Source organism: Enterobacter sp. BIDMC109 (genome assembly GCF_001037885.1).
Lineage (GTDB): Bacteria > Pseudomonadota > Gammaproteobacteria > Enterobacterales > Enterobacteriaceae > Enterobacter > Enterobacter hormaechei_C.
On the sequence record NZ_KQ090002.1, the window covers coordinates 2,113,531 to 2,139,810 of the forward strand.

General features: G+C 57.9%; 24 protein-coding genes. 13 read left to right on the top strand and 11 right to left on the bottom strand.

Annotated elements, in window-relative coordinates:
• Positions 1-118: 118 nt before the first annotated feature.
• Positions 119-868 carry an SDR family oxidoreductase gene (locus SK62_RS10070; RefSeq protein ID WP_003857073.1) on the top strand — a complete coding sequence of 250 codons (750 nt, stop codon included), beginning with the start codon at positions 119-121 and terminating at the stop codon, positions 866-868.
• Here the strand turns inward: SK62_RS10070 and SK62_RS10075 are convergent.
• From SK62_RS10075 to SK62_RS10105, 7 genes are read right to left on the bottom strand one after another with little or no spacing between them, the layout of a single operon-like run.
• Positions 865-1,791 (bottom strand): oligopeptide/dipeptide ABC transporter ATP-binding protein, encoded by a 927-nt coding sequence (locus SK62_RS10075; protein ID WP_045349620.1) that lies wholly within the window; start codon positions 1,789-1,791, stop codon positions 865-867. The two genes, SK62_RS10070 and SK62_RS10075, sit on opposite strands and share 4 nt — an antisense overlap.
• Positions 1,784-2,770 carry an ABC transporter ATP-binding protein gene (locus tag SK62_RS10080; protein WP_047719539.1) on the bottom strand — a complete coding sequence of 329 codons (987 nt, stop codon included), beginning with the start codon at positions 2,768-2,770 and terminating at the stop codon, positions 1,784-1,786. The genes SK62_RS10075 and SK62_RS10080 overlap by 8 nt, the downstream gene beginning before the upstream one ends.
• Entirely contained in the window at positions 2,767-3,663 is an 897-nt protein-coding gene (gene ddpC / locus SK62_RS10085) for a D,D-dipeptide ABC transporter permease (RefSeq protein ID WP_045906673.1), read from the bottom strand. The genes SK62_RS10080 and ddpC overlap by 4 nt, the downstream gene beginning before the upstream one ends.
• The gene (locus tag SK62_RS10090; protein WP_047719540.1) at positions 3,660-4,682 is read right to left on the bottom strand and encodes an ABC transporter permease; all 1,023 of its coding nucleotides are present in this window, start codon (positions 4,680-4,682) and stop codon (positions 3,660-3,662) included. Before SK62_RS10090 ends, ddpC begins: the two co-directional genes overlap by 4 nt.
• A 23-nt stretch (positions 4,683-4,705) precedes the next feature.
• On the bottom strand, positions 4,706-6,238 hold the full coding sequence (locus SK62_RS10095) for an ABC transporter substrate-binding protein (protein ID WP_003857078.1): 1,533 nt from the start codon (positions 6,236-6,238) through the stop codon (positions 4,706-4,708).
• Between the two features lie 15 nt (positions 6,239-6,253).
• The gene (gene ddpX / locus SK62_RS10100) at positions 6,254-6,826 is read right to left on the bottom strand and encodes a D-alanyl-D-alanine dipeptidase (protein WP_017382319.1); all 573 of its coding nucleotides are present in this window, start codon (positions 6,824-6,826) and stop codon (positions 6,254-6,256) included.
• A gap of 12 nt (positions 6,827-6,838) precedes the next feature.
• The gene (locus SK62_RS10105) at positions 6,839-7,693 is read right to left on the bottom strand and encodes a MurR/RpiR family transcriptional regulator (protein WP_047719541.1); all 855 of its coding nucleotides are present in this window, start codon (positions 7,691-7,693) and stop codon (positions 6,839-6,841) included.
• A gap of 267 nt (positions 7,694-7,960) precedes the next feature.
• On the opposite strand from SK62_RS10105, the gene SK62_RS10110 reads away from it, so the two are divergent.
• From SK62_RS10110 to dsbG, 11 genes are all read left to right on the top strand, one after another.
• Positions 7,961-9,436 (top strand): alpha/beta hydrolase, encoded by a 1,476-nt coding sequence (locus tag SK62_RS10110; protein ID WP_047719542.1) that lies wholly within the window; start codon positions 7,961-7,963, stop codon positions 9,434-9,436.
• Positions 9,437-9,523: 87 nt separating this feature from the next.
• A complete protein-coding gene (locus SK62_RS10115) occupies positions 9,524-10,735 on the top strand; it encodes a diguanylate phosphodiesterase (RefSeq protein WP_017693396.1) in 1,212 nt (403 codons plus the stop codon).
• Positions 10,736-10,823: 88 nt separating this feature from the next.
• The gene (locus tag SK62_RS10120; protein ID WP_032102994.1) at positions 10,824-11,720 is read left to right on the top strand and encodes an aminoimidazole riboside kinase; all 897 of its coding nucleotides are present in this window, start codon (positions 10,824-10,826) and stop codon (positions 11,718-11,720) included.
• A gap of 171 nt (positions 11,721-11,891) precedes the next feature.
• The gene (locus SK62_RS10125; protein WP_023303760.1) at positions 11,892-13,409 is read left to right on the top strand and encodes a carbohydrate porin; all 1,518 of its coding nucleotides are present in this window, start codon (positions 11,892-11,894) and stop codon (positions 13,407-13,409) included.
• Between the two features lie 66 nt (positions 13,410-13,475).
• Positions 13,476-14,846, top strand: coding sequence for a sucrose-specific PTS transporter subunit IIBC (locus tag SK62_RS10130; RefSeq protein ID WP_003857085.1), 1,371 nt, complete (start codon positions 13,476-13,478; stop codon positions 14,844-14,846).
• On the top strand, positions 14,846-16,252 hold the full coding sequence (locus SK62_RS10135) for a sucrose-6-phosphate hydrolase (RefSeq protein ID WP_048249519.1): 1,407 nt from the start codon (positions 14,846-14,848) through the stop codon (positions 16,250-16,252). Before SK62_RS10130 ends, SK62_RS10135 begins: the two co-directional genes overlap by 1 nt.
• A gap of 28 nt (positions 16,253-16,280) precedes the next feature.
• Positions 16,281-17,297 (top strand): LacI family DNA-binding transcriptional regulator, encoded by a 1,017-nt coding sequence (locus SK62_RS10140; protein ID WP_017693400.1) that lies wholly within the window; start codon positions 16,281-16,283, stop codon positions 17,295-17,297.
• Positions 17,298-17,392: 95 nt separating this feature from the next.
• Positions 17,393-18,943, top strand: a complete 1,551-nt coding sequence (locus SK62_RS10145; protein ID WP_039270730.1) for a methyl-accepting chemotaxis protein — start codon at positions 17,393-17,395, stop codon at positions 18,941-18,943.
• A 189-nt stretch (positions 18,944-19,132) separates the two neighbouring features.
• Entirely contained in the window at positions 19,133-19,546 is a 414-nt protein-coding gene (locus tag SK62_RS10150; RefSeq protein WP_047719543.1) for a hypothetical protein, read from the top strand.
• A 5-nt stretch (positions 19,547-19,551) separates the two neighbouring features.
• Positions 19,552-20,109, top strand: coding sequence for an RNA polymerase sigma factor (locus SK62_RS10155; protein WP_172821117.1), 558 nt, complete (start codon positions 19,552-19,554; stop codon positions 20,107-20,109).
• Between the two features lie 41 nt (positions 20,110-20,150).
• The gene (gene dsbG, locus SK62_RS10160; protein ID WP_040117667.1) at positions 20,151-20,927 is read left to right on the top strand and encodes a thiol:disulfide interchange protein DsbG; all 777 of its coding nucleotides are present in this window, start codon (positions 20,151-20,153) and stop codon (positions 20,925-20,927) included.
• A gap of 39 nt (positions 20,928-20,966) precedes the next feature.
• Here the strand turns inward: dsbG and SK62_RS10165 are convergent, their stop codons facing one another.
• The 3 genes from SK62_RS10165 to SK62_RS10175 form a co-directional block, all read right to left on the bottom strand.
• Positions 20,967-22,256: a glycoside hydrolase family 10-like protein gene (locus tag SK62_RS10165; protein ID WP_047719544.1), complete on the bottom strand. Its 1,290-nt coding sequence runs from the start codon at positions 22,254-22,256 to the stop codon at positions 20,967-20,969.
• Positions 22,257-22,263: 7 nt separating this feature from the next.
• Positions 22,264-22,551: a VF530 family protein gene (locus SK62_RS10170; RefSeq protein WP_003857097.1), complete on the bottom strand. Its 288-nt coding sequence runs from the start codon at positions 22,549-22,551 to the stop codon at positions 22,264-22,266.
• 324 nt (positions 22,552-22,875) lie between these two features.
• Positions 22,876-24,357 carry a UbiD family decarboxylase gene (locus tag SK62_RS10175; RefSeq protein WP_045334891.1) on the bottom strand — a complete coding sequence of 494 codons (1,482 nt, stop codon included), beginning with the start codon at positions 24,355-24,357 and terminating at the stop codon, positions 22,876-22,878.
• Between the two features lie 111 nt (positions 24,358-24,468).
• Between SK62_RS10175 and SK62_RS10180 the strand changes: the two genes are divergently transcribed.
• Positions 24,469-25,353 (top strand): LysR substrate-binding domain-containing protein, encoded by an 885-nt coding sequence (locus SK62_RS10180; RefSeq protein ID WP_045616480.1) that lies wholly within the window; start codon positions 24,469-24,471, stop codon positions 25,351-25,353.
• On the opposite strand, the gene SK62_RS10185 is transcribed toward SK62_RS10180, so the two are convergent.
• Entirely contained in the window at positions 25,344-26,267 is a 924-nt protein-coding gene (locus tag SK62_RS10185) for a LysR family transcriptional regulator (RefSeq protein ID WP_045616478.1), read from the bottom strand. The two genes, SK62_RS10180 and SK62_RS10185, sit on opposite strands and share 10 nt — an antisense overlap.
• Positions 26,268-26,280: the final 13 nt, after the last annotated feature.

The window sequence follows — 26,280 nt, forward strand, 5'->3', positions numbered from 1 at the left end:
TTCCTGCTGTGAAAATTCATTTTCATTTTTGCCCGTTTATCACGAATCCCGCAAGATCTAAAGTCTGCCTGACGCGGGCAAACGCTCCTCTTTTACATCACAACAGAAGGTTATGAGTATGAATACAACGCTTGCAGGAAAAATCGCTCTGGTGACCGGCGGCAGCACCGGTATTGGTCTCGCAACGGCACAGGAGCTGGCGGCGCAGGGAGCGAAGGTCTATATAACCGGACGTCGTCAGGCCGAACTGGATGCCGCGCGGGCAGACATTGGCGCGGCGGCGGTAGCTATCCGCGCGGACGTCTCCAGAATGGCCGATCTGGATGCGGTTTACGCGCAGATTGCTAAAGAAGAGGGACGACTCGATATTCTGTTCGCCAACGCCGGGGGCGGCGACATGCTGCCGCTGGGCGCCATCACCGAGGAGCAGTTTGACCGGATTTTTGCCACCAACGTGCGCGGCGTGCTGTTTACCGTCCAGAAAGCGCTGCCGCTGCTCTCCTCTGGTTCATCCATTATCCTCACCGGATCGACGGTTTCAATTAAGGGGACGGCGAATTTTAGCGTCTACAGCGCCAGTAAAGCCGCCGTGCGTAACTTTGCCCGCTCCTGGGCGCTGGACTTACAGGGCCGCGGGATACGCGTCAACGTCGTCAGCCCTGGCCCCGTGAAAACGCCCGGTCTTGGCGATCTGGTTCCCGAAGAACAGCGTCAGGGATTATACGATGCGCTGGCGGCCCAGGTGCCGCTGGGTCGCCTGGGCGCGCCGGGCGAAGTCGGAAAAGCCGTGGCGTTTCTGGCGTCCGATGCCGCCAGCTTTATAAACGCCACGGAGCTGTTTGTCGATGGCGGGATGGCGCAAATCTAGCGGTTACGCCAGCAGCGTACGCTTCGGTCTCCGGCTGCGGGCTGAAGCGGCTGCGGCCGTTCGCATCCTTCAGCTGCCAGCGGGCAGCGGTCGCGGAAGTAGCAGCCATCGGGCAGGCGGCGATTACCGGGGAGATCGGTTTTGCGTAATGCCAGATCTTCGTCCAGCGGTTCTCCGGTACGGGGAACGGAGTCAAGCAGCAGCTGCGTATACGGATGCCGTGGCTTGCCCAGCACCTGGTCCGCCGGACCCAGCTCCACGATCTGCCCCAGATACATTACCGCCACCCGGTCGCTCATGTGCCGGACCACCGAGACGTTGTGCGAGATCAGCACGTAGGTCAGATTTCGCTGCTGTTGCAGGGCAACCAGCAAATTGAGGATCTGCGCCTGGACGGAAATATCCAGCGCGCTGGTGGGTTCATCCAGCACGATGATGTCCGGATCCGAAGAGAGCGCCCGGGCAATAGCGATGCGCTGGCGCTGTCCACCCGAAAACGCATGCGGCAGGCGGTCAAGATATTCCGCCCGAATGCCCACCTGCTGCGCCAGCGTCTCAGCCAGCTGACGACGCTCCCGTTCGCTGCGGCGTTGCTGTATCCACACCGGCTCGGTGATGATGCGCCAGACGGGTAAACGCGGGTCGAGGGACGAGAGCGGGTCCTGAAATACCATCTGCATACCGCCTGCCGCATTCGCGCGCTGACAGGCACCGGTACTCGGTTTGAGCATGCCCATCAGCAACTGCGCCAGCGTGCTCTTTCCACAGCCGGATTCCCCTACAACGCCCAGCGTTTCGCCGCGATGGATCCGGAGATCCATGCCGTTGAGGGCGTGTACCTGCTCCTTCACGCGCCCCAGCCAGTTTTTGCGCGCAGGAAAATTCACATGCACGCTATCCAGTTCCAGCAGTACCTCAGACATGTCGTGTCTCCTGTTGTGGGTACCAGCAGGCAGCCTGCTGGCCTTCTGCGCCCGTGGAAATTAAGCGCGGCGTTTCGCTGCATTTCGCCCCGGCAGCAAAACAGCGTTCGCGAAAGGCACATCCGCACGGGAGGTGGCTGAGGTTAGGCACCGTGCCGGGAATGGCCGGGAGGATCTCGCGCGGTTCACCATTTTCCGGCGCGCACCGCAGCAGGCCAATTGAATAGGGGTGCACAGGATGGTGGATCAAGGTCTGCGTGCTGCCGCTTTCGATCACGCTGCCCGCGTACATAACGTACATCCGGTCACAAAGCTGCGACACCACCGCCATATCGTGACTGATAAACAGCACCGACGTCCCGCTGGCGCGCGCTTTGTGTTTCAGCAGACGCAGCACCTGACGCTGAACGGTCACGTCCAGCGCGGTGGTCGGCTCATCGGCAATGATCAGCTCCGGCTCGCAGGAGAAGGCAAGGGCGATCATCACCCGCTGGCGCATGCCGCCGGAAAGCTCAAACGGATAGCGATCCATCACCTGTGCCGCATCCGGGATTTGCATCTCGCCCAGCAGGGCGATCGCCTTCTGCTGCGCATCGCGACGGGAAAGCGACTGATGCTGGCGGATCACCTCCACCATTTGCCTGCCAATCCGGCGCGTGGGGTTGAGCGCCGTCATCGGCTCCTGAAAAATCATCGCCACCCTGGCGCCGCGCCACTGACGAAGCTGTTTTTCCGACGCATTCAGGACATCTTCCCCGAGCAGCGTGACCCGGCCATGGTGAACATGGTAACTGCCTTCCGGCAGCAGGCGCATCGCCAGCATCGCGGTGACCGATTTTCCCGAGCCGGATTCGCCCACCACGCCGACAATTTCACCCCGGCCAATCTCCAGCGAGACGTGGTTGAGTGCGTGGACGTCACCGCGAAAAATGGGGAAGCTCAGGTGCAAATCTTCAATCGATAATACGGAATCACTCATGACTGCTTCCCTCCTGATTTGGGATCCAGCAGGTCGCGAAGACCATCGCCAAACAGATTAAACCCAACCGCTGTGATCAGAATTGCCGCCCCCGGAAACGCACAGTACCACCACTGGTCAAGCACGTAGTTACGCCCCACGGCCACCATCGCGCCCCATTCGGCGGTGGGCTGCTGCGCGCCTAATCCAATAAAGCCGAGCGTGGCGGCCATCAGAATGGCGCTGCCGATATCCAGCGACGCTTGTACGATCAGCGGCGGCAGGGCGTTACGCAGGATATGCCAGCTGATCAGGTGCCAGCGCGATGCGCCAAAGGTGCGGGCGGCCTGCACGTAGGTGAACTGGCGCACCACCAGCGTTTGCCCGCGTGCCAGCCGCACGTAAAACGGAATGCGTACAATCGCAATCGCCAGCATCGCGTTAAACAGGCTTGGGCCGAGCGCGGCAGCCAGCGCCATCGTCAGCACCAGCGAGGGGATGGAGAGCATAATGTCCATGACGCGCATAATGATGGCGTCGCCGCGCCCGCCGAGTACGCCGGACAAACAGCCGAGCAGCGAACCGATGCCGCCCGCAATCACCACCACCGCCAGCCCCGCCGTGATGGACTGCTGGCTGCCCACCAGCACGCGGCTGAACAGATCTCGGCCCACCTCATCGGTGCCAAACCAGTGCTGGGCTGAAGGCGCCTGCAATCGCGCGGTCAGATCCAGCGCGTTCGGATCGTGCGGGACTATCCACGGCGAGACCACCATCATCAGCAGCATCACGATCATAATCACCCCGCCGATCAGCGTGAGCGGGCTTTTGCGTAGCATCCAGAACAGCTTTGCCCAGTTGATGCGCTGTTTGGCGGTGCTGACGGGGACGGGCGTTTCCTGAGTTAACATCATTCGGCACCTCCGCGCCCGATTCGCGGGTCGATCCACAGATACAGCAGATCCACCACCAGATTGACGAAGACATAGGCCAGCGATACCACGACCGCGAAGCCCATGACGGCAGGGAAGTCCAGCGCCTGAATGGAGGTCACCACCCAGGCTCCCATTCCCGGCCAGGCAAACACGGTTTCGGTAAGGACTGCCCCGTACAGCAGATCGCCCAGCGCCAGCCCGAGCACGGTAATGGAGGGGATCATGGCGTTGGGTAAGGCGTAGCGCAGCACGATGTACCAGCCCGGCAACCCGCTCGCGCGGGCGGTACGAATATAATCCTCGCTCAGTTGCTCCAGCATAGCGGAACGCACCTGACGCGCCACAATACCCAGATGCACAAAGGCCAGGGTCAGGGAGGGTAGAATCAGGTGCTGTAGGGCGTTGAAAAACACCTCGCCGTTGCCTTCCAGCAGGGCGTCCAGCAGATAAAAGCCGGTAACGTGGGCAGGCGGATCGAGCCAGTCGTCCAGCCTGCCGCCGCCGGGCAGAATTTGCAGTTGCCCGTAGAACAGAACGATTACCCCCAGTCCCAGCCAGAAGGCAGGCGTCGAGATGCCCGTCATCGCCATCAGTCGCACCAGGTGATCCAGCCAGCGGTTACGGTACACCGCCGATAAAATGCCCAGCGGTACGCCAACCACCAGCGCCAGCAGCAAAGAGCAGAAGGCCAGCTCCAGCGTGGCGGGGAAAAAGGCTTTCAAATCTTCCGCAACGGGGCGACCGGTACGAATGGAGGTGCCCAGATCGCCGTGCGCCAGCGCCTCTACATAGCGGCCAAACTGAATATAGAGCGGTTGATCCAGCCCCAGCTGCTGGCGGATGCCCTGCACGATTTCATCGCTGGCGCGGTCACCGGCCAGCAGGCGGGCCGGATCGCCGGGGATCAGGTGTGAAATAATAAAAGTAATAATACAGACACCGGCCACCACCAGGATTAACCCCCAGCAGCGCTGGCGCACGATGCTCCAGAACGTCATACACTTCCCCCCGGCGTGGGCCGTTACTTACTCATGGTGGCGATGTTAAAGACCTGCTCAAGCATCGGATTAAAGGTGAAGCCTTTGACCTCTTTGTTCATCGCCAGCTGGTAGTTCTTCTGGAACAGATAAACGTAAGCCGCCTCGTCAATCACCACTTTCTGCGCCTGCTGGTAATCTTTGGTGCGTTCCGCCTGATCGGTGGTTTTCAGTGCCGCCTGCAACAATGCATCGACCTCTTTGTTCTCATAGAATGAGCGGTTACCCGGCAGCCCTTTTTTGTCCGATTCGAACCAGTAGTTCATGAACATGTACGGGTCAGCGAAGTCCGGGCTCCAGTTACCAATCGCAATGTCATAATCACCTTTGCCGACGCGGTCGCGCATGGTGGCGTTCGCCAGTTTCTCGAGCTTGACGTTAATCCCCAGCTTGCCCAGGCTCGCCTGCGTGGAGAGGGCGATAGGCTCCCAGTTCGGGTCGTTATCGGAGTAGAGGAACGTCAGGCTGGCCGGTTTATCGTTGACTTTCTCCAGCGCCGCTTTGGCCTTAGCCTCGTCAAAGCTGTACTGCATGGCGTTCGCATCGAAGCCCCACATGCCCTCCGGGATCGGGCCGCGCATCTGCTTGCCGTTCCCGCTGAGAATGCCTTTCACCATCCCCTGATAATCGGTGGCCCAGGAGACCGCGCGGCGCAAATCCACCTGATTCATCGGAGGCTTACTGTTGTTCAGATAGAGGTAGGTCACCCGCAGGGACGGGTATTCCGCCACGGCCACTTTGCCTTCCTGCTTCAGAGCGGCAAGCTGATCCACCGGCAGGGCGTCGGCGATATCCAGATCGCCACGGGAAAGTTGCAGGCGACGCGAGGCGCTTTCACCGATAATCTTCACCGAGACGCGCTTGAAGTGCGGCTTTTCACCCGGCCAATGTGGGTTGGGCACCATCACCAGCTGCTGACCTTTCCGCCAGCTTTTCAGCATAAACGGTCCGGAACCCGCGGTGTTTTGCGCCAGGAAACCGCGCGCGTCGTCGGCGGCATTGGCTTTCAGCACCGCCGGGTTGACGATCGACGCGCCGTCATTGGCCAGCGTGTAGAGGAACGGGGCGAACGGCTGGCTGAGGGTGAATTTCACCGTATGCTCATCCACCGCGTCCACTTTCAAATCTTTCGGGAACGCTTCGGAAGGTCCCTGATTAATTTTCAGCAGACGTTCAAACGACAGCTTGACCGCTTCGGCGGTCACCGGCGTGCCGTCGGAGAATTTTGCATTATCTGCCAGGGTGAACGTCCACTCTTTCTGGTCGTCAGACGCCTTCCAGCCCGTCGACAGATCGCCTTCCACCTCCGTGGTGCCAGGCTTGTATTTCACCAGACGCTGGTACGAGGGGTAGGTCACCGTCCAGTCGTTGTTATCGATAGTGACCGCCGGATCCAGCGTTTGCGGATCGGCAGCTTTCCCAATCACCAGCATATCTTTTGGCACCGCCGCCAGCGCGAGAGGGGCGCTCAGGGCGAGCGTAGCGGCAATCAGGGTTGTAAGCAGCGTAGTTTTCATGGCCGGGCTCCAGAATTAGAGTGAGTGTGTGGTCGGATAACAGGCGAACTGGTCATCTAACAGCGGGTAGCTGGCGGCGTTCGGCAGTTCGAAATGCCACCACTCGCTGCTGATGCCCACAAAACCGCCGCCGTACATCACGGCGTTCAGGAGCAGACGATTTCGCTGCGCCTCGGGCGGAACGGAAGGGTGCCAGGCATGAGAACGGTCGTGCATTTCGTCAAACCCGGCGCCCATATCCAGCACGTTGTCGTGTTCATCCATCAGCGTGACGTCAATGGCGGTGCCCCGGCTGTGGTTAGAGCCAATTGCGACATCCACCACGTATTCCGGATTGGGGCAGGCATCCCAGAGTTGCGACTGCGCCTGCTGGGGGCGGTAGGCGTCGTAAACCACCAGCTTCAGACCGGCCAGCGCGGCGATGCTGATCGCTTTCGCCAGCGCGGTGGCGGCATCCGTATGCAACAGGCACGCGGCGTGCTGGTAGATCGGGCGGCCAGTGATGTTATCGGCGGTCGCGTATTTCAGATCGATATGCAGCGTGGGAAAGGTTTTCGCCACATCAATCAGTTGACTCTCTTCAGGCATAGCTCCGCTCCTTTAGCGTTCAAATTGACCAAACTCTTGTTGTAGTTGTCGGTTGATTGCCAGACGTTCCGGCAGCGCATCGCCCAGCGCCTCGACAACGCCCGACAGCAGCAGGTTGAAGAGACAGCTCACCGGCGCCAGCGAATCCCAGAAATGGCCGGTATCGGTCTTCACCTGGAGTAAATCAATCGGATAATCCCGCGCCCACGGGCACCAGATATCGGTGATCAGCGCCATCGCCAGGCCTTTTTCGCTCGCCACGCGGCAGTACTGGCGGGCAATGGCGGAGTAGGCGCGGGTATCCGTCAGCACGATATACGGGTTAGCAAAGCCGGAGTTAAGCGACTCCACCCAGCTACCGGAGAGCCCTTCGGAATAGCTCACCCGCGGGCGCAGATACTCAAGATGGCTGAAGAACGCATTGGCGATCCCGCGCGTGGACTGGATCCCCAGCACGAAGACGGCGTCGGCATGGGTAAGTTGCTGGACCACCTGCCTGAACGTTTCGCTTTGCGCCAGCTGGTAGACATGGGCAATGGCGTCCACCTCCAGCGACAGGGAGTGCTGAAGGCGATCCGACAGCGGCTGTTGCTGCTTCCAGGAGTCGAGACGCTCGTTAATGCCCCAGGGCTGGTGGGGATTGCGCAGGCTTTTTTTGGCGTCGTCCAGGTTGCGATAGCCCAGCTTGCGCAGAAAGCGTCCGACGGTGATCCCGCTGGTTGCCGTGGCCAGCGCCACGCTCTCTGCCGTTTCAAAGGGGATCTGCCCGACGTGCGCCAGCATCCAGCTTGCCACCCGTTTTTCGCTCGGGGTGAGCTGGCTAAAGGTCGCTTCGATACGGCTCAACACCTCAGGTTTGGTCGTCATACCGCCTCGCTGTTAACTGGCTGTCAAAGGCCGGGTTTCTGTTACCGGATTAACAATGCAGGACGCGTGCCATGTTCACATTGCGGCGAAAACGCGCTGTGCAGCAAAGTTAATGCAATATTTGTTTAACAGATGCTCAGCATTTGTGCAGCGTAGTTCACTTTTGGTGCAGTGTCCGGCCTGAGCGGTATCTATTTGGTGAATACGTCAGCCTCTTCACATTTTTTGGTAAGATGAACGCTCTGTGGATAAGGGAGGGAGCCTCACATGGCGAATTTGCCCTGGCGGGTCAGCGTGCGCCTGATGGCTCTCGCAAAAAAAATAGCGATGGTCATCGGGATCATTGTGCTCGTGCTGCTGGCGGTGCGGGTTTATCTTTCGCAGCAGGGGCCGGCCCTGCATCACTGGCACACCTGGCGGGCTGACGAAATGTCCGTGCAGGAGATGGATAACGCGACCTTCGCAGCGTATGTCGCGCGGGAAAACGCCATCTTCACCGCTCTCGATGCTGAGGTGACGGCGAAAGTCACCCCCGCAGAGCGCACGCCGCTGAACCGTTATTACCGCCAGAGCCTGGTGTGGCCAGGACACTTTTCCCCGGATGCAAACCGGTCATTCGTACTGATGCCTGCCGGAAAGCCGCGCGGGGCGGTGGTATTGCTGCACGGTCTGACGGACTCGCCCTACAGCGTCAGGCATCTGGCAGAGAATTATCAACAGCACGGCTTTGTGGCCGTAGTGCCTCGTTTGCCCGGACACGGCACGGCGCCGGGTGCCCTGACAGACGTTGACTGGGAGGCGTGGCTGGCCGCATCGCGCCTTGCGGTTCGTGAAGCGACACGCCTGACGGGGAACGATCTCCCCCTGCATCTGGTGGGCTACTCCAACGGCGGGGCGCTGGCGATGAAATACGCCCTCGACGCTCTTGATGCGCCTGAACTGCGTAAACCTCAGCAGATCGTTTTGCTCTCACCGATGATTGGCGTCACGGCGTTTGCGCGCTTTGCCGGATTCGCCGGGCTACCGGCCATGTTACCGGCGTTTGCCAAAGCCGCGTGGCTCAACATTTCGCCGGAATATAATCCTTATAAATACAATTCGTTCCCGGTGAATGCAGCACGTCAGTCCTGGCTGCTTACCCAGGCGCTGCATGAGCAGATAAACCGCGATGTTCATGATCACAAACTGGCGCAGCTTCCGCCGGTGCTGGCGTTTCAGTCGGTCATGGATTCAACGGTCAGTACCCGCGCCGTGGTCAGCGGGCTGTTTGACCAGCTTCCGGCAAACGGCAGCGAACTGGTAGTTTTTGATATCAACCAGGCCGGGAGTTTCCGTCCACTGTTCAGGCCATCATCCTGGACGGCGGTGGCTGACCTGCTGCCCGAGGCAAAAAGGCGTTACACTGTCACAATTGTGACCAATGCCAGCCCCGACAGGTTTGATATGGTGGCAAAGACGACGCCAGCGGGTAGCACCCGGGAAACGGTGATGCCGCTGTCTGTCGCGTATCCGCAGGAGGTTTATTCCCTGTCGCATGTTGCTATTCCGTTCCCGCCTGATGACGATCTGTATGGCCGCCATCCTGAGGTGAAAAACCACTACGGTATCAGCCTGGGGACGATAGCCCTGTGGGGAGAAACATCGGTTCTGAGCGTTGGCAAAGATGCGCTGATGCGCGTGACGTCGAATCCGTTCTACGATTATATGCAGACGCGGATCGACAGCCGTATCGGGGAGAATTAAGCCCAACGTGGAATAGATTAGGTCACACCGGGGAACTGTGTTAAACAGTACCGTTCAGGCGTATACCCCATACCGGACCCCGTTTCTGTGCTGACAACTCTTATTTATCGAAGCCAGCTGAGCTTAACCTGCACCTCCGCAGCGTTAAGCGCGCTGGTTGAACAGGCCAGGATCCGTAACACGGAGCAGGGCATCTCAGGCATTCTTCTCTCCCGTGGACGTGACGTTCTGCAAATTCTCGAAGGCACGGAACAGCGCGTCGTCGCGCTTTTTAACACCATCCGTGCGGATGACCGGCATACCGGCGTGGTGGAGCTGATGCGCGATTACGGCCCGCGCAGACGTTTCGAAGACGTGGGAATGCTGCTGTTTGACCTGGATGTTCAGACCCCGAAAGCGGTTCTGGCGTCGGTTCTGCATTACAGCAAGCTGGAAAGCTATCTGACTTCTGAGGATCGGGTCTTCAAATTTATTCAGACCTTTATCACCGGCAAAACCGCTATCCCACCCGCTTCGGACTATGAGCCTGATAAATGGACGCTTTCGCGAGAGCGCGCGCCGTTTGGTAAAGGGTTAGGTCTGCTGGCGGGACAGCCCTGCCAGTTTGCGCTGCAACCCATTGTCGAGCCGTCCGAAGGCAAAATCAGTTCTCTCGAAGCGCTTATACGCGGAAACGACGGCGGCAGCCCGGAGCATTTCTTCCGTAGTCTCGATCGTGAACAGATTTACGAAGTCGACCTGCAAACCAAAGCCTGGACCTTTGCGCTGGCGCAAAAGCTCGGCATCGGCAGCCACAAACTGGCGGTGAACCTGCTGCCAATGTCGCTGGTTAACGTGCCGGGCGCGGTAGAGTTCCTGGTAACGCAGATCAAAAAGCACAATCTACAGCCAGAGCAGGTGATCATTGAAGTCACTGAGAACGAGATGATCTCTGGCTTCAACCAGTTTAACAGCGCCATTAAACAGCTGCGCGCGGAAGGGGTTGGGCTGGCGATAGATGATTTTGGTTCCGGCTATGCTGGTCTTTCACTGCTCACCCGGTTTCAGCCGGATAAGCTCAAAATCGACAGAGAGATCGTCAGCGATATCCACCTGAGCGGGCCCAAGCAGGCGATTGTGAAGTCGATAATCAGCTGCTGCACCGATCTGGAGATTACGCTGGTCGCAGAAGGCATTGAGAAGATAGAAGAGTGGTGCTGGCTTGAATCCGCCGGTATTCGCCGCTTCCAGGGCTTTTTGTTCGCCCGCCCGCAGCTCAATGGCGTGGGTGATATTCACTGGCCCCATCGGGTGGGTTAAGCAAATTTTCCCTCGCCATATTTCCCCGACACCCTGCCTGTGCTTAAATAGCTAAACCGGTTTAACATGATTTAGCTAAGAAGGTGATATGGAGACGATCTGGGTACTTGGCGATGCAGTGGTGGATCTGTTGCCCGACGGAGAGGGCAAACTGCTGCAATGTCCTGGCGGCGCACCGGCCAACGTTGCGGTAGGGGTAGCGCGTCTGGGCGGCAGAAGCGCCTTTATAGGCCGGGTGGGCGACGACCCCTTCGGGCGTTTTATGCAAAAAACGCTTGCGGATGAGCAGGTTAATACAGAATGGCTGCGCCTGGACCCGCAGCATCGCACCTCCACGGTGGTGGTGGATCTCGATAACGACGGTGAACGTTCCTTTACCTTTATGGTTCGCCCGAGCGCTGATTTATTCCTCGACTCTGCCGATCTCCCGCCATTCCGCGCCGGGGAGTGGCTGCACGTCTGCTCTATCGCGCTCAGCGCCGAACCCAGCCGTTCCGCGACGTTTCAGGCGATGGCCGCGATCAAACAGGCGAGGGGATTCGTCAGCTTTGACCCCAATATCCGCGCCGATCTCTGGCACGATGAAGTCGAGCTGCGTCAGTGTCTTGAGCGGGCATTAGCCTGTGCAGATGTGGTGAAAATCTCGGTGGAAGAACTGGCGTTCTTAACCGGAAATGCGCAGGTCCATGAGGGGCTGGCGGCGCTGATGCGCACCTGTCCGGCCAGGCTGGTGCTGGTGACGCAGGGAAAAGAGGGCGTCACCGCCTGGCAGAAAGGTGCGTTGACGCACTATCCTGCATCACCCGTGGAATGCATTGATACCACCGGCGCGGGGGATGCTTTCGTCGCCGGGCTGCTGTTCGGTCTGGCTCGTGATGGCCAGGCCCGTCTCTCAGAGGTCATCACGCTGGCGCAGCGCTGTGGGGCGCTGGCGACAACCGCAAAAGGGGCAATGACCGCGCTGCCTTATCATCACGAACTGTAATTCACCTCTCCAGGCCTCCGGTCGGCGGCCTGAATTGTCGCCTCGATCACACTTACTAAAACGGTTTAGCAAAAAACGTTGCCGATTCAAAATTCAACGGTTTAGTATCATCAGCCTAAACCGGTTTAGCAATTTAGCACTTTCACCGATAGTTATTAGGGATGCGACAAAATGTATAAAAAACGCAGACTTGCCGTGATGATAGGCATGCTGGCCGGGAGTACCTCTGTTTTTGCCCAGACGGATATGACACGTATCGAAGCGCGCCTGGCAGCGCTGGAGCAGCGTTTGCAGGAGGCGGAAACCCGCGCGCAGGTTGCTGAAAAGCGCGCAACGGCAGCGGAACAGAAAACACAGCAGCTGGTGGCTGCGCAGCAGGAAGCGCAGACCTCCACACAGGCGGTGGCGCAACGTACTACGGTGCTGGAAGAAAAAGCCGACCGGACAGGCGGTTTTGAATTTCACGGTTACGCCCGTTCCGGCCTGCTGATGAACGACGCGGCCTCCAGCAGCAAAAGCGGCCCTTATCTGACGCCCGCCGGGGAAACCGGCGGGGCCATCGGGCGTCTGGGGAACGAAGCGGATACCTACGTTGAGCTGAATGTTGAGCACAAACAGACGCTGGAGAACGGTGCGACGACGCGCTTTAAGGCGATGCTGGCCGACGGTCAGAAAACCTATAACGACTGGTCGGCAGACAGCAGCGACCTGAACATTCGTCAGGCCTTTGCCGAGCTGGGCAATTTGCCGGACTTTACCGGTGCGCTGAAGGGCAGTACCTTCTGGGCGGGTAAGCGTTTTGACCGCGACAACTTCGACATTCACTGGCTGGATTCCGACGTGGTGTTTCTCGCCGGGACCGGCGGCGGCGTCTACGACGTGAAGTGGAACGATACGCTGCGCAGTAACTTCTCCCTTTATGGCCGTAACTTCGGCAGCGAAGAGGAGATCGACAACAACGTTCAGAACTACATCCTCAGCATGAATCACTTCGCCGGGCCGGTGCAGATGATGGTCAGCGGCTTACGGGCAAAAGATAATGACGACCGTAAGGACAGCAACGGCGATCCGATTAAAACCGACGCGGCCAATAACGGGGTACATGCGCTGGTTGGTCTGCATAACGAGAGCTTCTACGGCCTGCGGGAAGGTTCCGCCAAAACGGCGCTGCTTTACGGCCACGGTCTGGGCGCCGAGGTGAAAAGCATTGGTTCAGACGGCGCGCTGCTGTCAGAAGCCGATACCTGGCGTTTTGCAAGTTACGGTGTCACGCCGCTGGGCGGTGGCTGGCACATTGCGCCCGCCGTGCTGGCGCAAAGCAGTAAGGACCGCTACGTGAAGGGCGACAGCTATGAGTGGGTCACGCTCAATACGCGTCTGATCAAAGAGGTGACCCAGAATTTCGCCCTCGCGTTCGAAGGCAGCTATCAGTACATGGATTTAAGCCCGGAAGGCTACAAGGATCGCAATGCGGTTAACGGTAGCTTCTACAAGCTGACCTTCGCCCCGACGTTAAAGGCGGGCAAAATTGGCGATTTCTTCAGCCGTCCGGAGCTGCGCCTGTTCGCCACCTGGATGGACTGGAGCAGCAAGCTGGATAACTACGCCAGCGATGACGCCTTTGGCAGCAGCGGCTTCAACGCGGGCGGGGAATGGAACTTTGGGGTGCAGATGGAAACCTGGTTTTAACCCTTCACGCTCCCGCATCGCGGGGGCGTTTCGAACACCATAAAAAGAGGTCAGGAAGAGGTATCTATGGATTTTAATCATATTGCGCGCGAGCTTATTCCGCTGCTCGGTGGCAAAGAGAACATTGCCAGCGCGGCACATTGCGCCACGCGCCTTCGTCTGGTGCTGGTCGATGATGCGCTTGCCGACCAGCAGGCTATCGGCAAGGTTGAAGGCGTGAAAGGCTGTTTTCGAAACGCCGGGCAGATGCAGGTGATCTTCGGCACCGGGGTGGTGAATAAGGTTTACGCCGCGTTTATTCAGGCGGCAGGGATTAGCGAGTCCAGTAAATCGGAAGCGGCGGATATTGCGGCCCGCAAGCTGAACCCATTCCAGCGTATCGCGCGTCTGCTCTCCAACATCTTCGTGCCGATTATCCCGGCGATCGTGGCCTCGGGTCTGCTGATGGGCCTGCTGGGGATGGTTAAAACCTACGGCTGGGTTAATCCGGATAACGCGCTCTATATCATGCTGGATATGTGCAGCTCGGCGGCGTTTATTATTCTGCCGATCCTGATTGGCTTCACCGCCGCGCGGGAGTTTGGCGGCAACCCGTATCTGGGGGCAACGCTCGGCGGCATCCTGACTCATCCGGCGCTGACCAACGCCTGGGGCGTAGCGTCCGGCTTCCACACCATGAACTTCTTCGGTCTTGAAATCGCCATGATTGGCTATCAGGGAACCGTCTTCCCGGTGCTGCTGGCGGTGTGGTTTATGAGCATTGTGGAAAAACAGCTGCGCCGGGCGATCCCGGATGCGTTAGATCTGATCCTGACGCCGTTCCTGACCGTCATTATCTCCGGCTTCATTGCGCTGTTGATTATTGGCCCGGCGGGACGCGCGCTGGGCGACGGGATCTCCTTCATTCTTAGCACCCTGATTGCCCACGCGGGCTGGCTGGCCGGGCTGCTGTTTGGTGGGCTTTATTCGGTGATTGTCATTACCGGCATTCACCACAGCTTCCACGCCATTGAGGCCGGGCTGCTGGGTAATCCGTCGATTGGCGTTAACTTCCTGCTGCCGATCTGGGCGATGGCGAACGTGGCGCAGGGCGGGGCGTGTCTGGCGGTGTGGTTCAAAACCCGCGATGCCAAAATCAAAGCCATTACCTTACCGTCGGCGTTTTCCGCGATGCTGGGCATCACCGAAGCGGCAATTTTTGGCATCAACCTGCGTTTTGTGAAGCCGTTTATCGCGGCGCTGATCGGTGGTGCGGCGGGCGGTGCCTGGGTGGTCTCGGTGCATGTCTACATGACCGCCGTTGGCCTGACGGCGCTTCCCGGCATGGCGATTGTCCAGGCCAGCTCGCTGCTCAACTATATAATCGGCATGGTGATTGCCTTTGGCGTGGCGTTCACCGTCTCTCTGCTGCTGAAATATAAAACGGACTCTGAATAATGACCTTATCTTTCCGCTGGCCTGCCGTGTTGCAGGCCGTTATGCAAGGCCAGCCGCGTGCGCTGGCGGACAGCCACTATCCGCAGTGGCATCCCGCACCGGTGACAGGGCTGATGAACGATCCGAACGGGTTTATCTGGTTTGCCGGGCGCTACCATCTGTTTTATCAGTGGAACCCGCTGGGCTGCGATCATCGCTACAAGTGTTGGGGGCACTGGAGCTCAGCAGATCTGGTGCACTGGCAGCACGAGCCAATGGCGCTGATGCCTGACGAAGAGTATGACCGCAATGGCTGTTACTCCGGCAGCGCCGTGGATAACAACGGCGTGCTGACCCTGTGCTATACCGGCAACGTTAAGTTTGACGATGGCGGCCGCACCGCCTGGCAGTGTCTGGCGGTGCAAAATGACGATGGCACGTTTGCCAAACTGGGACCGGTGTTGCCCCTGCCGGACGGGTACACCGGGCACGTCCGCGATCCGAAAGTATGGTGGCATGACGGGCTGTGGTACATGGTGCTCGGCGCGCAGGATCGACAGCAGCGCGGCAAGGTGCTGCTGTTTACGTCAGCCGATTTACACACCTGGGCGTCCTGCGGCGAAATCGCCGGTCACGGCGTCAACGGACTCACGGACGCGGGCTATATGTGGGAGTGCCCGGATCTATTTGAGCTTGATGGCACACACGTCTTGATCTGCTGCCCGCAGGGGCTGGCGCGCGAACCGCATCGCTATCTCAACACCTATCCGGCCGTCTGGATGCGTGGGGCATTTGATTATCAAACGCCTGCATTTGCGCACGGCGAGCTGCATGAGCTTGACGCCGGTTTCGAATTTTACGCGCCGCAAACCACGGTGGCAGAAGATGGCCGCCGCATCCTCATCGGCTGGATGGGCGTGCCGGACGGCGAAGAGATGCTCCAGCCTACGCGGGCGCACGGCTGGATCCACCAGATGACCTGTCCTCGCGAGCTACGCTACCGCGACGGTAAGCTCTGGCAAACCCCGGTCCGTGAGCTGGAAACGCTGCGCGAGGATGAACATCACTGGCAGGGACGCGCCAGCGATGCCCCGGTGCTGGCGGGAGCGCGTCTTGAGTTCGAACTGAGCGCATCGAGCGTGAACGTGGATTTTGCCGGCGCGTTGCGGCTGATTGTGGATGATGAGGGGATCCGTCTGGAACGCGCCAGTCTGAAAACCACAGACACGCTGACCCGCTACTGGCAGGGCAATGTTCATCATTTACGCGTGCTGTGCGACTGTTCCAGCGTCGAAATTTTCATCAATCACGGTGAAGGCGTCATGAGCAGCCGCTATTTTCCTGACCATCCGGCCCAGGTACGCTTCGAAGGTGCGTCCGATATCACATTACGCTACTGGTCGCTGCGCAGCTGCATGATAGAATAGAGGTTTTGGCAGCCGGATCTAAGTCGTTGTGAGAAAAACAAAACGCGTCACCATTAAAGATATCGCGGAGCTCGCGGGGGTATCAAAAGCCACCGCCAGCCTGGTTCTGAACGGCCGCAGCAAAGAGCTTCGGGTGGCGGAGGAGACACGCGAGCGTGTGCTGGCGATTGCCAAAGAACATCATTATCAGCCCAGCATTCACGCCCGTTCGCTGCGGGACAACCGCAGCCACACCATTGGTCTGGTGGTGCCGGAAATCACCAACTACGGGTTTGCCGTTTTTTCTCATGAGCTGGAGACCCTCTGCCGCGAGGCGGGTGTTCAGCTGCTGATCTCCTGTAGCGATGAAAATCCGGGCCAGGAGACGGTGGTGGTCAATAACATGGTGGCCCGCCAGGTGGACGGGCTGATTGTCGCCTCCAGCATGCTCAACGACGCGGACTATCAAAAGCTGAGCGAACAGTTGCCCGTTGTGCTTTTTGATCGTCATATGAACGACAGTTCTCTGCCGCTGGTTCTCACCGATTCAATTACCCCAACCGCCACACTGGTGGCCGACATCGCGCGCCAGCATCCGGATGAGTTCTACTTCCTCGGCGGTCAGCCGCGGCTTTCCCCGACGCGTGACCGTCTTGAAGGGTTTAAGCAGGGGCTGCGTGACGCTGGCGTCGAGTTACGTCCGGAGTGGATCATTCATGGTAATTACCATCCGAGCTCCGGCTACGAAATGTTTGCCGAGCTTTGCGCACGCCTGGGCCGCCCGCCAAAAGCCCTTTTTACCGCCGCCTGCGGTCTTCTGGAAGGGGTGTTGCGCTATATGGGGCAACATAATCTGCTGCAAAGCGATATGCGTTTGGCCAGCTTTGACGATCACTATCTCTATGATTCTCTGACCATTCCTGTCGATACCGTTCGTCAGGATAACCGCCAGCTCGCCTGGCACTGCTTTGATCTGATTGGCAAACTGATTGAAGGGGAAACGCCGGAGCCGATCCAGCGTAAGCTGGATGCCACCCTGCAACGGCGATACAAGGCCGTAGAGTGACAGGGTAACGTCTGAGGGTGACATCAATAACTTTAATTAATTAAAGATTGGATTCAGCCGATAACCAAAGGGAAATTATATCCCTGAGGTGTGTTATGTCATTGAAAAAATCATCCCTGATTATCCTGTTTTCCCTGCTTTTCTTCTTTGTGGCCAGCACTATCACCAGCGTTGGGCTCATCATTAAAAGTAATACTTCGCTGGATAATGTGAACAAAGAAATTCAGGTGGTTCTGTCCATTATTGATCCCATTAACCACAGCCGAACCCTGCGGGTCAGGGTTATGGAGTATGTGAAAATGGTGGAAGCAGGAGACGCTACCGATCTGTCTGCGAAACTGGCCTCGGTTAAAGAGGCGCTGACCAAAGCCGATAGTGCATTTTCGGCGTTTATGGCCTCGCCGCGTTTGCCGGACGAAGCCCCGCTGGTCACTGCCTACCAGGAGGCGTGGCAAAACTACCGTAACCAGGGACTGGCGCCTCTCATCGCCGCTGCCGCCGCTCACGATGTGTCGCGGTTCAACGCTCTTATTCCCGTGGTGTCTCAACTCGATCGCCAATATGAAATTGTGCTCGATCAGGTTCTCTCCGTTCACCAGAAGTACGCCAAAACGCTGAACGAGGATGCGAGCCATAATTTCGTGTCGGGTCTGGTTATTATCGCCTGCATTGCGGTGCTGTTCGTGGTGGTGATCTTCGCCGTCAGCCTGCTGATGAAACGCGTGGTCTTTGCGCCGGTGAACCTGGCGCGCGAGCACTGTCGCCAGATTGCGGCCGGGAAGCTGGACGTACCGGTACCGATCAAGCGTGATTCCGGGAATGAAATCAATCACCTGATGTCCTCGATGGAGCAGATGCGCCAGGCGCTGCTCTCCACCATTTCTCAGGTGCGCGACGCCAGCCACACCGTGACGCATGCGGCGCAGGAAATTGCCTCCGGCAATATCGACCTGGCCTCCCGTACCGAGCAACAGGCTTCGGCCCTGACCCAGACGGCCGCCAGCATGGAAGAGCTGAGCGCGACGGTGGCGAATAACACCGACAACGTTTTCCAGGCCGGTAAGCTGGTGCAGGATGCCGTGAAAAATGCCCATACCGGTGAAGCGGTAACCCGTGAAGTCATCGAAACGATGAATACTATCGCGTCCAATTCGAAGCGTATTGAAGACATCACCAGCGTCATCAACAGCATTGCTTTCCAGACTAATATTCTGGCGCTAAACGCGGCCGTTGAAGCGGCGCGTGCTGGCGCGCAGGGGCGAGGATTTGCCGTGGTAGCAAGTGAAGTGCGCACCCTGGCACAAAAAAGCGCGGTGGCGGCGAAAGATATCGAAAGCCTTATCGCCCAGTCTGTTTCCAGCGTGAAAAACGGTGCACAACTGGTGAATCGTTCGGGAGAGGTGATTGATTCTATTATCAGCTCTGTGAATAAAGTGCATACGCTGATGGAACAGATTTCGGTTGCCTCAGAAGAGCAGAGCCGCGGGATTGGTCAGGTTGGGCAGGCCGTAACGGAGATGGACGGTGTGACCCAGCAGAACGCGGCGCTGGTGCAGCAATCCGCCGCCGCCGCGGCCTCGCTGGAGGAGCAGGCGCAGCAGCTGTCCCAGAGTATCTCGAGCTTTAGTTTGCCTGCTACGGCGTGATGTTCAGAGAGGCTCCTGAGGGAGCCTTTTTAATGTCTGCATGTAGCCGCTGCACAATCTCCTTCAGCCATTACTGTTATCCGTACAAAGCCGCTATCACATAAATTTTATCTTTCCCCGGCAATATTTCTGTTCCTCATCCGTCTACCTCATCAGAGACCATAATCATTCAACATAAACGAGGTACACATGAGAAATTTTGATATGCACGGAAAAGGTCACGGGCGTGGTTTGGGCCGCCATCGTATGGGTAAGGGCATCGTGATTGGCGCAGTCCTGTTCGTGGTGCTTGGCCTGCTGGTCATGTCCCTGTGGAACGCGTTGCTCCCGGCCATCCTGGGGATTAAAGCCATTGGCTTCTGGCAGGCGCTGGGGATCCTGCTGCTGAGCCGCATTCTTTTCGGTGGGCTGGGTTTCCGTCCGGGCATGTTCGGTGCACACCGCCGTATGCACGAACAATGGATGAATATGAGCCCCGAACAACGTGAGGCCTTCATTCAGCAGCGTCGGGCGGGATTTGGGCGCCACGGTCATTGCCGGTGGCACGATGGCCGGGATGAAAAGCGAGATGATAACGGTGCAAAAGCGCCGGAAGCCGAGTGAGCGATATGAAAGCCGGTGAGGCGGGGGAATCATTACTGATCTCGGCACTCAATGCCTGCCGCGCGCGGCTAAAAGCCTTCATTCGCGGACGGACTGCGGTTCGTGATGATGTCGATGATATTCTTCAGGAAGTGACCTGGCAGTTGATGAAAGTGGAACAACCGGTCGAGAACGTCGCCGCCTGGCTGTTTCGCGCCGCACGAAATGAGATGATCGACCGGGCGCGAAAAAAGCACGAGGTTTCACTGCCGGGGTACCTGACAGCAGATGACGAAGACTTTCCGGAGCAGGAGATTGCAGAAACGTTATTCGGCGTACCGCAAACGCCGGAGGAGGAGTATCTCAACATGCTGCTATGGGAAGAGTTGGGGCAAGCCCTGTCGGAACTGCCGCCACCTCAGCGCGAGGTGTTTGAAAAAACGGAATTTGAGGGCTACAGCATGAAGGTGCTGGCAGAGGAAACAGGCGACAGTGTGCAGGCGTTATTATCCCGCAAACACAAAGCCGTGCGATTTTTGCGTAGTCGCCTCAAGGATATTTATGAAGCGTTGACAGGGCAATAAACTTCGACCACTCTGAAAAACAATATTTTAAAGGGGTCGTTATGCTTCAACGGTTAGCAAAGAAAAAGGTGCTGTTACTCTCTGCTCTGATGGTTACAGGGCTGGTCAGGGCAGAGGAGTCGCTTCCGGATGTGGTGAAGCACTTCAGTGAACAGCAGGACATCAAAATCATCAAGAAAATTGACGCCCCCGGCGGCGCGCCAGCGTGGCTGGGGAAATATCAGGACATGGGCGTGACGCTCTTTCTGACCCCTGACGGAAAGCACGTCGTGTCTGGTTATCTTTATGATGAGAAGGGAACCAACCTCAGCGAGGCCTTTTTCCAGAAAGAGATCTACGCCCCGATGGGCCGCGAGATGTGGAAAAAGCTCAATGCGGCGCATCCCCTGAAAGAGGGCGCGGAGAGTGCCCCGCGCAAAGTCTTCGTCTTTGCCGACCCGTTCTGCCCGTACTGCAAGCAGTTCTGGGCTGAAGCGCAGCCGTGGGTGAAGGCTGGCAAGGTTCAGCTCAATACGCTGCTGGTTGCATTTCTTAACCCGAACAGCGGGCGTAACGCATCCGCGATCCTTAATGCGAAAGATCCGGTGTCGGCCTGGAAAACGTACGAGCTGTCCAGCGGGAAAAAGCTGCCGAAACCTGAAGCTGCGGCTTCCCGGGAAACCGTTGAGATCCTGCAAAATCACCAGACGCTAATGGACAGTCTCGGCGCGAATGCCACACCGGCTATTTATTACCTGAATGAGCAAAACGAACTGCAACAGGTCGTGGGTATGCCAGACGCAAAACAGCTTGAGGCAATGTTCGGACCGAAGCCGTAAAAAGAAAGGCAGAAACAGGACGTTTCTGCCTTTTTTCAGTCAACTACCCCAGCGTCCCCGGAGGTAATTTACCGCCTCCTGCGTCTGCGGCTGGTTAAGATAGTCTTCACGGAACAGGATGGTGCCCTTAACGTCTGGCAGTGAATCGTTGAGGTCGAGCTGTTTTTTCAGCTCCGGTACGCCGCCGTTCACCGTCCAGTCCGGTTCGTTTCTGGAAGGCGCGCCCACTTTGTAGAACGCGATCCCGATATACAGACGGGTATGGGTCGGTTTCACCACGTCAGCCCACCATTTTGTCAGCACATCGTAACGTGCCGCGTCGCGGGCGAAGGGCCAGTAGATCTGCGGCGCAATGTAATCCAGTAAACCCTGCTGTACCCATTTGCGCGTGTCAGCGTAGGATTCATCATAGGCTGCGGCACCGCGCGTGTCCGAGCCTGCCGGGTCGAAGGAGCGATTGCGCCAGACCCCCGCCGGGCTAACGCCAAATTCGACCTCAGGTTTAGCCTGCTTGATCGCCCTTGAAACCTGCACAATCAACTGCTGCGTATTGTGTCGACGCCAGTCCGCTTTTGACGCAAATCCTTCGCCATAGCGCCTGAAGGTCCAGGCATCATTCAGGGTGGACCCCGGCGTCTCGGTGTAAAAATAGTCATCGAACTGAACGCCGTCGACAGGGTAGTGATTTACCACTTCCATCACCACCTGGGTTATCCATTCCCGCACGTCGGGAATGCCCGGGTCGAGAACAAAACGATCCCCCGAGGTGCGGATCCACTCCGGATGCTGGACGTACACGCTGGAAGGATGAAGCGACGAGGTGCGGTTAAGCGCGGCGATGGTCGACGGCTTCGTGTTGGTGGAAACGCGGTACGGGTTAAACCAGGCATGAACCTTCATCCCGCGCTTGTGCGCTTCATCCAGCATAAACTGAAGCGGATCGTAACCGGGATCTTCCCCGATAGTCCCCGTCAGGGTATCTGACCACGGCAGTATTTTAGAGGCCCACAGCGCCGTACTGTCCGGTTTTACCTGAAAGAAGACGGTGTTGATCCCAAGATTTTTCAGCTTATCGAGCTTGTCCGTCAGCGCCCGCTGTTGCTGGGCGATACGCTGGTCCGCGCTACGGCCATTCACCGATGACACAGGAGGCCAGTCGAGACGGGAGACGGTCGCCAGCCAGATCCCGCGCATGGGTTCGTTAGTCTGCTGTAGAGGTTTCTCCTGCGGCAGCGGGGTAACGAGTGATTTGGGTGGTTTGGAAGTGCAACTTACCAATAAAAGCGCGCAGCCAAGCAGCGCGCCAGTCCGTTTTACGTGTCGCATCATTTGCGTGTTAGCTCCTGGGTGTCCGGCTATCCGTCCAGGGATTAAACGCCGGTTCGTCCTGTTCCCCGTTACCGTCATCGTGAAGAGAGTCGAGGTAGAGGGCTTCAACTTCCGCCCGCGCCCATGGGGTGCGGCGCAGGAACTTCAGACTCGATTTAACACTCGGGTCCTTGCGAAAACAGTTGATTTTGATTCGGTTGCCCAGTTCATTCCAGCCATATCGCGCAACCAGCGCGTTAACCTGCATTTCGAGCGTTACGCCATGCAAAGGATCGTTGGAAACATGTGCTGTCATAGGCGTCCGGTAGTCTCATTTTTTATGGGGATGTGATAAACGCTCAAAGGTTACAAGAAAGCAGGGAACGCGGCAATTTCAGCGTGAGGTTCTTCACCCGTGAAGGAGAGGGTTACCCAGTAATTTGAAAGAAAAAGCTATAACGTTGCCTCAGAAAAACTGAGGGCTTTCAGCGATGCCCTAAGTGAACGGAATGACCACCAGCGCCGTATGTTCCCCCTCACCCCAGCCCTCTCCCTCAAGGGAGAGGGGGCCGTCTGTGCAGGCATTATTTTGTGGGGAACCCTCAGCCCGTGAAGGGTGAAGAAGATTTTCCGGTTAACGCTATTTTTTAAACAGTTCAGGCGCCCACGGCGTCGGGTCTACCTCCATAAAGGGCGCACGCTCAAAGCGGGACTTCAGCGCCCAGGGCACCGTACAGTCGAAAATCGTTTTGCAGGTGATCCCGTTGCCACGAATGGAGGGGCTGTAGTCCGGCGTCTGAGACGGATCGAGCTGGTGTCCGCGGATCCCCGGCAGATGGGTGATGCTGACATCGCCCTGCATACGGGTGGTCATCGCCCACAGGATGTCGTCGCTGTCGAAAATATCCACATCTTCGTCGACGAGAATAATGTTTTTAAGCTCGGAATAGGTGGCTAACGCAATGAGTGCCGCCTGACCCTGACGCCCTTCGTCAGAGGGCTGGCGTTTTTTCACCTGCAATACGCCAAGAAACTTGCCGCCGCCAGCGGTATGCGCATAGACGTTTTGCAGAAAACCGGGGATGGCTTCTTCCACCGCATTACGGATGCTGGCCTCCGTTGGCAAACCGGCCAGCGTGGTGTGCTCCTCGCCCGGTCCTACCAGGGTTTGCAGGATCGCCTGATGACGCATCGTGACGGCCTTCACTTTGATTACCGGTAAGGAGGGGTTAGCCTCCCCACAGTAGCCGGGAAATTCCGGCATCGCGTGCCCGGTGTGGGTATGCTGATCTTCTTCTACACGCACGCCCGGCAGCAGTTCGCCTTCGATGATAATTTCCGCACGCGCTATCGCTTTTTCATTTACGGCCACACCCTGCACCAGCTCTACGGGGGTCTGACGTAACGCGCCGGCGACCCCCAACTCGTTGTAGCCGAAGGGCGTGGTAGGGGCTTCGAAACAGGCGCCAATATAGATAGCGGGATCGAGACCCATATTGATCGTGACCGGCAACGGTTTGCCCGCCTCCTCGGCTTTCTTACGGAACACTTCAATATGGCGGCCTGCGGCAAGGAACATGGAGAGCTCATCGCGCTCCTGCACGCAGAGACGGTGAATAGTGACATCGGTCAGTGAGGCATCTTCCGGATCGCTTGCCAGCACCAGCCCCAGACAGAAGAACGGACCGGCATCTATCGGCGTGTTGGTCGGTGCCGGAAGCAATTTACGCAGATCGAAGTCCGGATCGTCGGCATAAAACACCTGTTCCTGACACGGCGCCTGTGCCGCCGGAACCACAACGGGAGCAATCGGGTTTTTCACGGCCTGGCCGACATGTTTTGCCAGTTCAGAGGGCTCGCAGCCCAACAGGAGCGCCGCCCGCTCGCGGCTGGCGTGCATTCCGACCAGAATACGGGAGTCGGGATATCCCTTAATAGCGTTAAACATCATCGCCGGGCCAATGCGCGTCGGACGTTTTACCGTGCCGCCAGCACCAATATGCCGGTACACACCCGCCAGCTCCGCGTCAGGATCGACAGGATGGCTGGTTTCAAGGTATTGACCTTCATGGCGTTTGAGCAGTTCGATAGCACTTCTGAGATCGTTGATGTGGTTTTTCATATTTCCCTCCTCGGATGAAGGCTTCCATTCTTAACCGGACGAAGAGGGCTATCAATTGCATCATTTATGCTATTTTAATATGAATTTTATTATCAATAATAAAGGCATGGTATGCAGTTTCGACTGATGCGCAATTTTATCGTGGTGGCGGAAGAGCTTCACATGCATCGGGCGGCGGAGCGCCTTAACATGGCGCAGCCAGCGCTGAGCCAGCAGATAAAAACGCTTGAAGATCGTCTTGGGGTCTTGCTCTTTAGCCGGGCGAATCGTCGCCTGACGCTGACGCCAGCCGGTGAGGCATTTCTCAGTAAAGCCAGAGTCGCGATTTTAATGACCGATCAGGCGATTCTGGATGCCAGACAGACGGCCAGAGGGGAACAGGGCGTGCTGAATCTCGGATGTGTTTCAAGTGCGATATTCGACAGTAAGCTACCCGCCGCGCTGCGGCTTTTACATGAGAAATGGCCCGCCATCAGCCTTTCCATGATCACGGGTAACGTGCAAACCCTTTATACCGGCGTGCAAAGCAACCAGCTGGATGTGGCCATTATTCGTGCCCCGTTACCGCTATTGCCTGACGATCTACAAAGCCGTCCATTTACAACGGAAAAGGCCGTGCTGGCCTTACCTCGTCAACACAGCCTGGCGGGCTCCGCCGCGCTGACGCTTGCGTCGGTGAAAGAGGAGAAGTGGATCGCCCTGCGCGACCCGGAGGGGATGGGGCTGGAGCAATATTTCTACGATGCCTGCCACAGCGCGGGCATACAGCCTGACGTTGTGCAAAATGCCACCGATGTCCCCACGGTGATAAGCCTCGTCTCGGCAGGGTTTGGCATCGCCATGCTGCCCGCCTCAGCGAAGGCGATATGTGTACAAAACGTCGTCTTTGTGGATATTCTTGACCGACTCCGGGAGAGCGAGCTGACGCTGGTTTGCCACCGGATTATTCGCTCTGAGGTCCTGAAAAAATTGATGAGCATCCTCGATCATACCTGACGTCCGGCGGCCTGAAGAAGCTGTTCTCGCAGCCAGCGGTTAGCCGGATCCTGGCTGTTTTTCGGGTGCCAGTACATACCGATGACGATCGGAGGGAGATCCAGCGGCGGCGGAAAAATATCAAGCGTTTGCGTGAACCGTAGCAACATGCGTCTGGGTAGGGTGCAGAGCAAATCGGTACCGGCAACAATCGCAGGCGCCATCGCATAGCTTTGCGTCGACATCACCACGTTACGCTGGTGGCCAAGCCCCGCCAGATGCTGATCGACAAAGCCCGCGAACGGGTCGCCCTCGGATGAAACCACCAGGTGGGAAAGGCTGCAATAGCTTTCCAGATCCATCGGCCCCGTACCGCGCGGATGGCCTTTACGCTGGGCGGTGGCATATTCATCGTCAAACAGCTTGCGTCTGACCCATGCATCGTGCGCCCCCGCGTTAACGCCGACATAAATATCCACATCGCCATTTTCCATCTGCGCTGGCAGCAGCGGGGTTTCCGGGAGCGCAAAACGCAGGCGGATGCCTGGTGCTGCGCTGCTAATCTGATTCTGCAACTCTGCCCCCAGCATCAGCGCCGGGTTCTCGTGCAGGGCAATCACAAAGGTGCGGTTGCTGTTCTGCGCGTTGAACGTGGTGGGTTCAAGCATCGCCGATATACCCTGCAAAACCGTCGCGACCTGCGGCCTTAACGCCTCGGCGCGCGGCGTAGGTAACACCCCACGTCCGTGTGGGGAAGGGATAAACAGCGGCTCATTGAACAGGACGCGCAGGCGCGCAAGGCGGGCAGACATCGCCGGCTGGCTGATGCCCAGCCGCGCGGCCGCATGGGTGATATTCTGATCCCTGAGTAACGCATCCAGCGTCAGGATCAGGTCCATATCCATATCGGAGGAGGGCATCTTATTGTGCGTCATAGCTTGCTGCCGT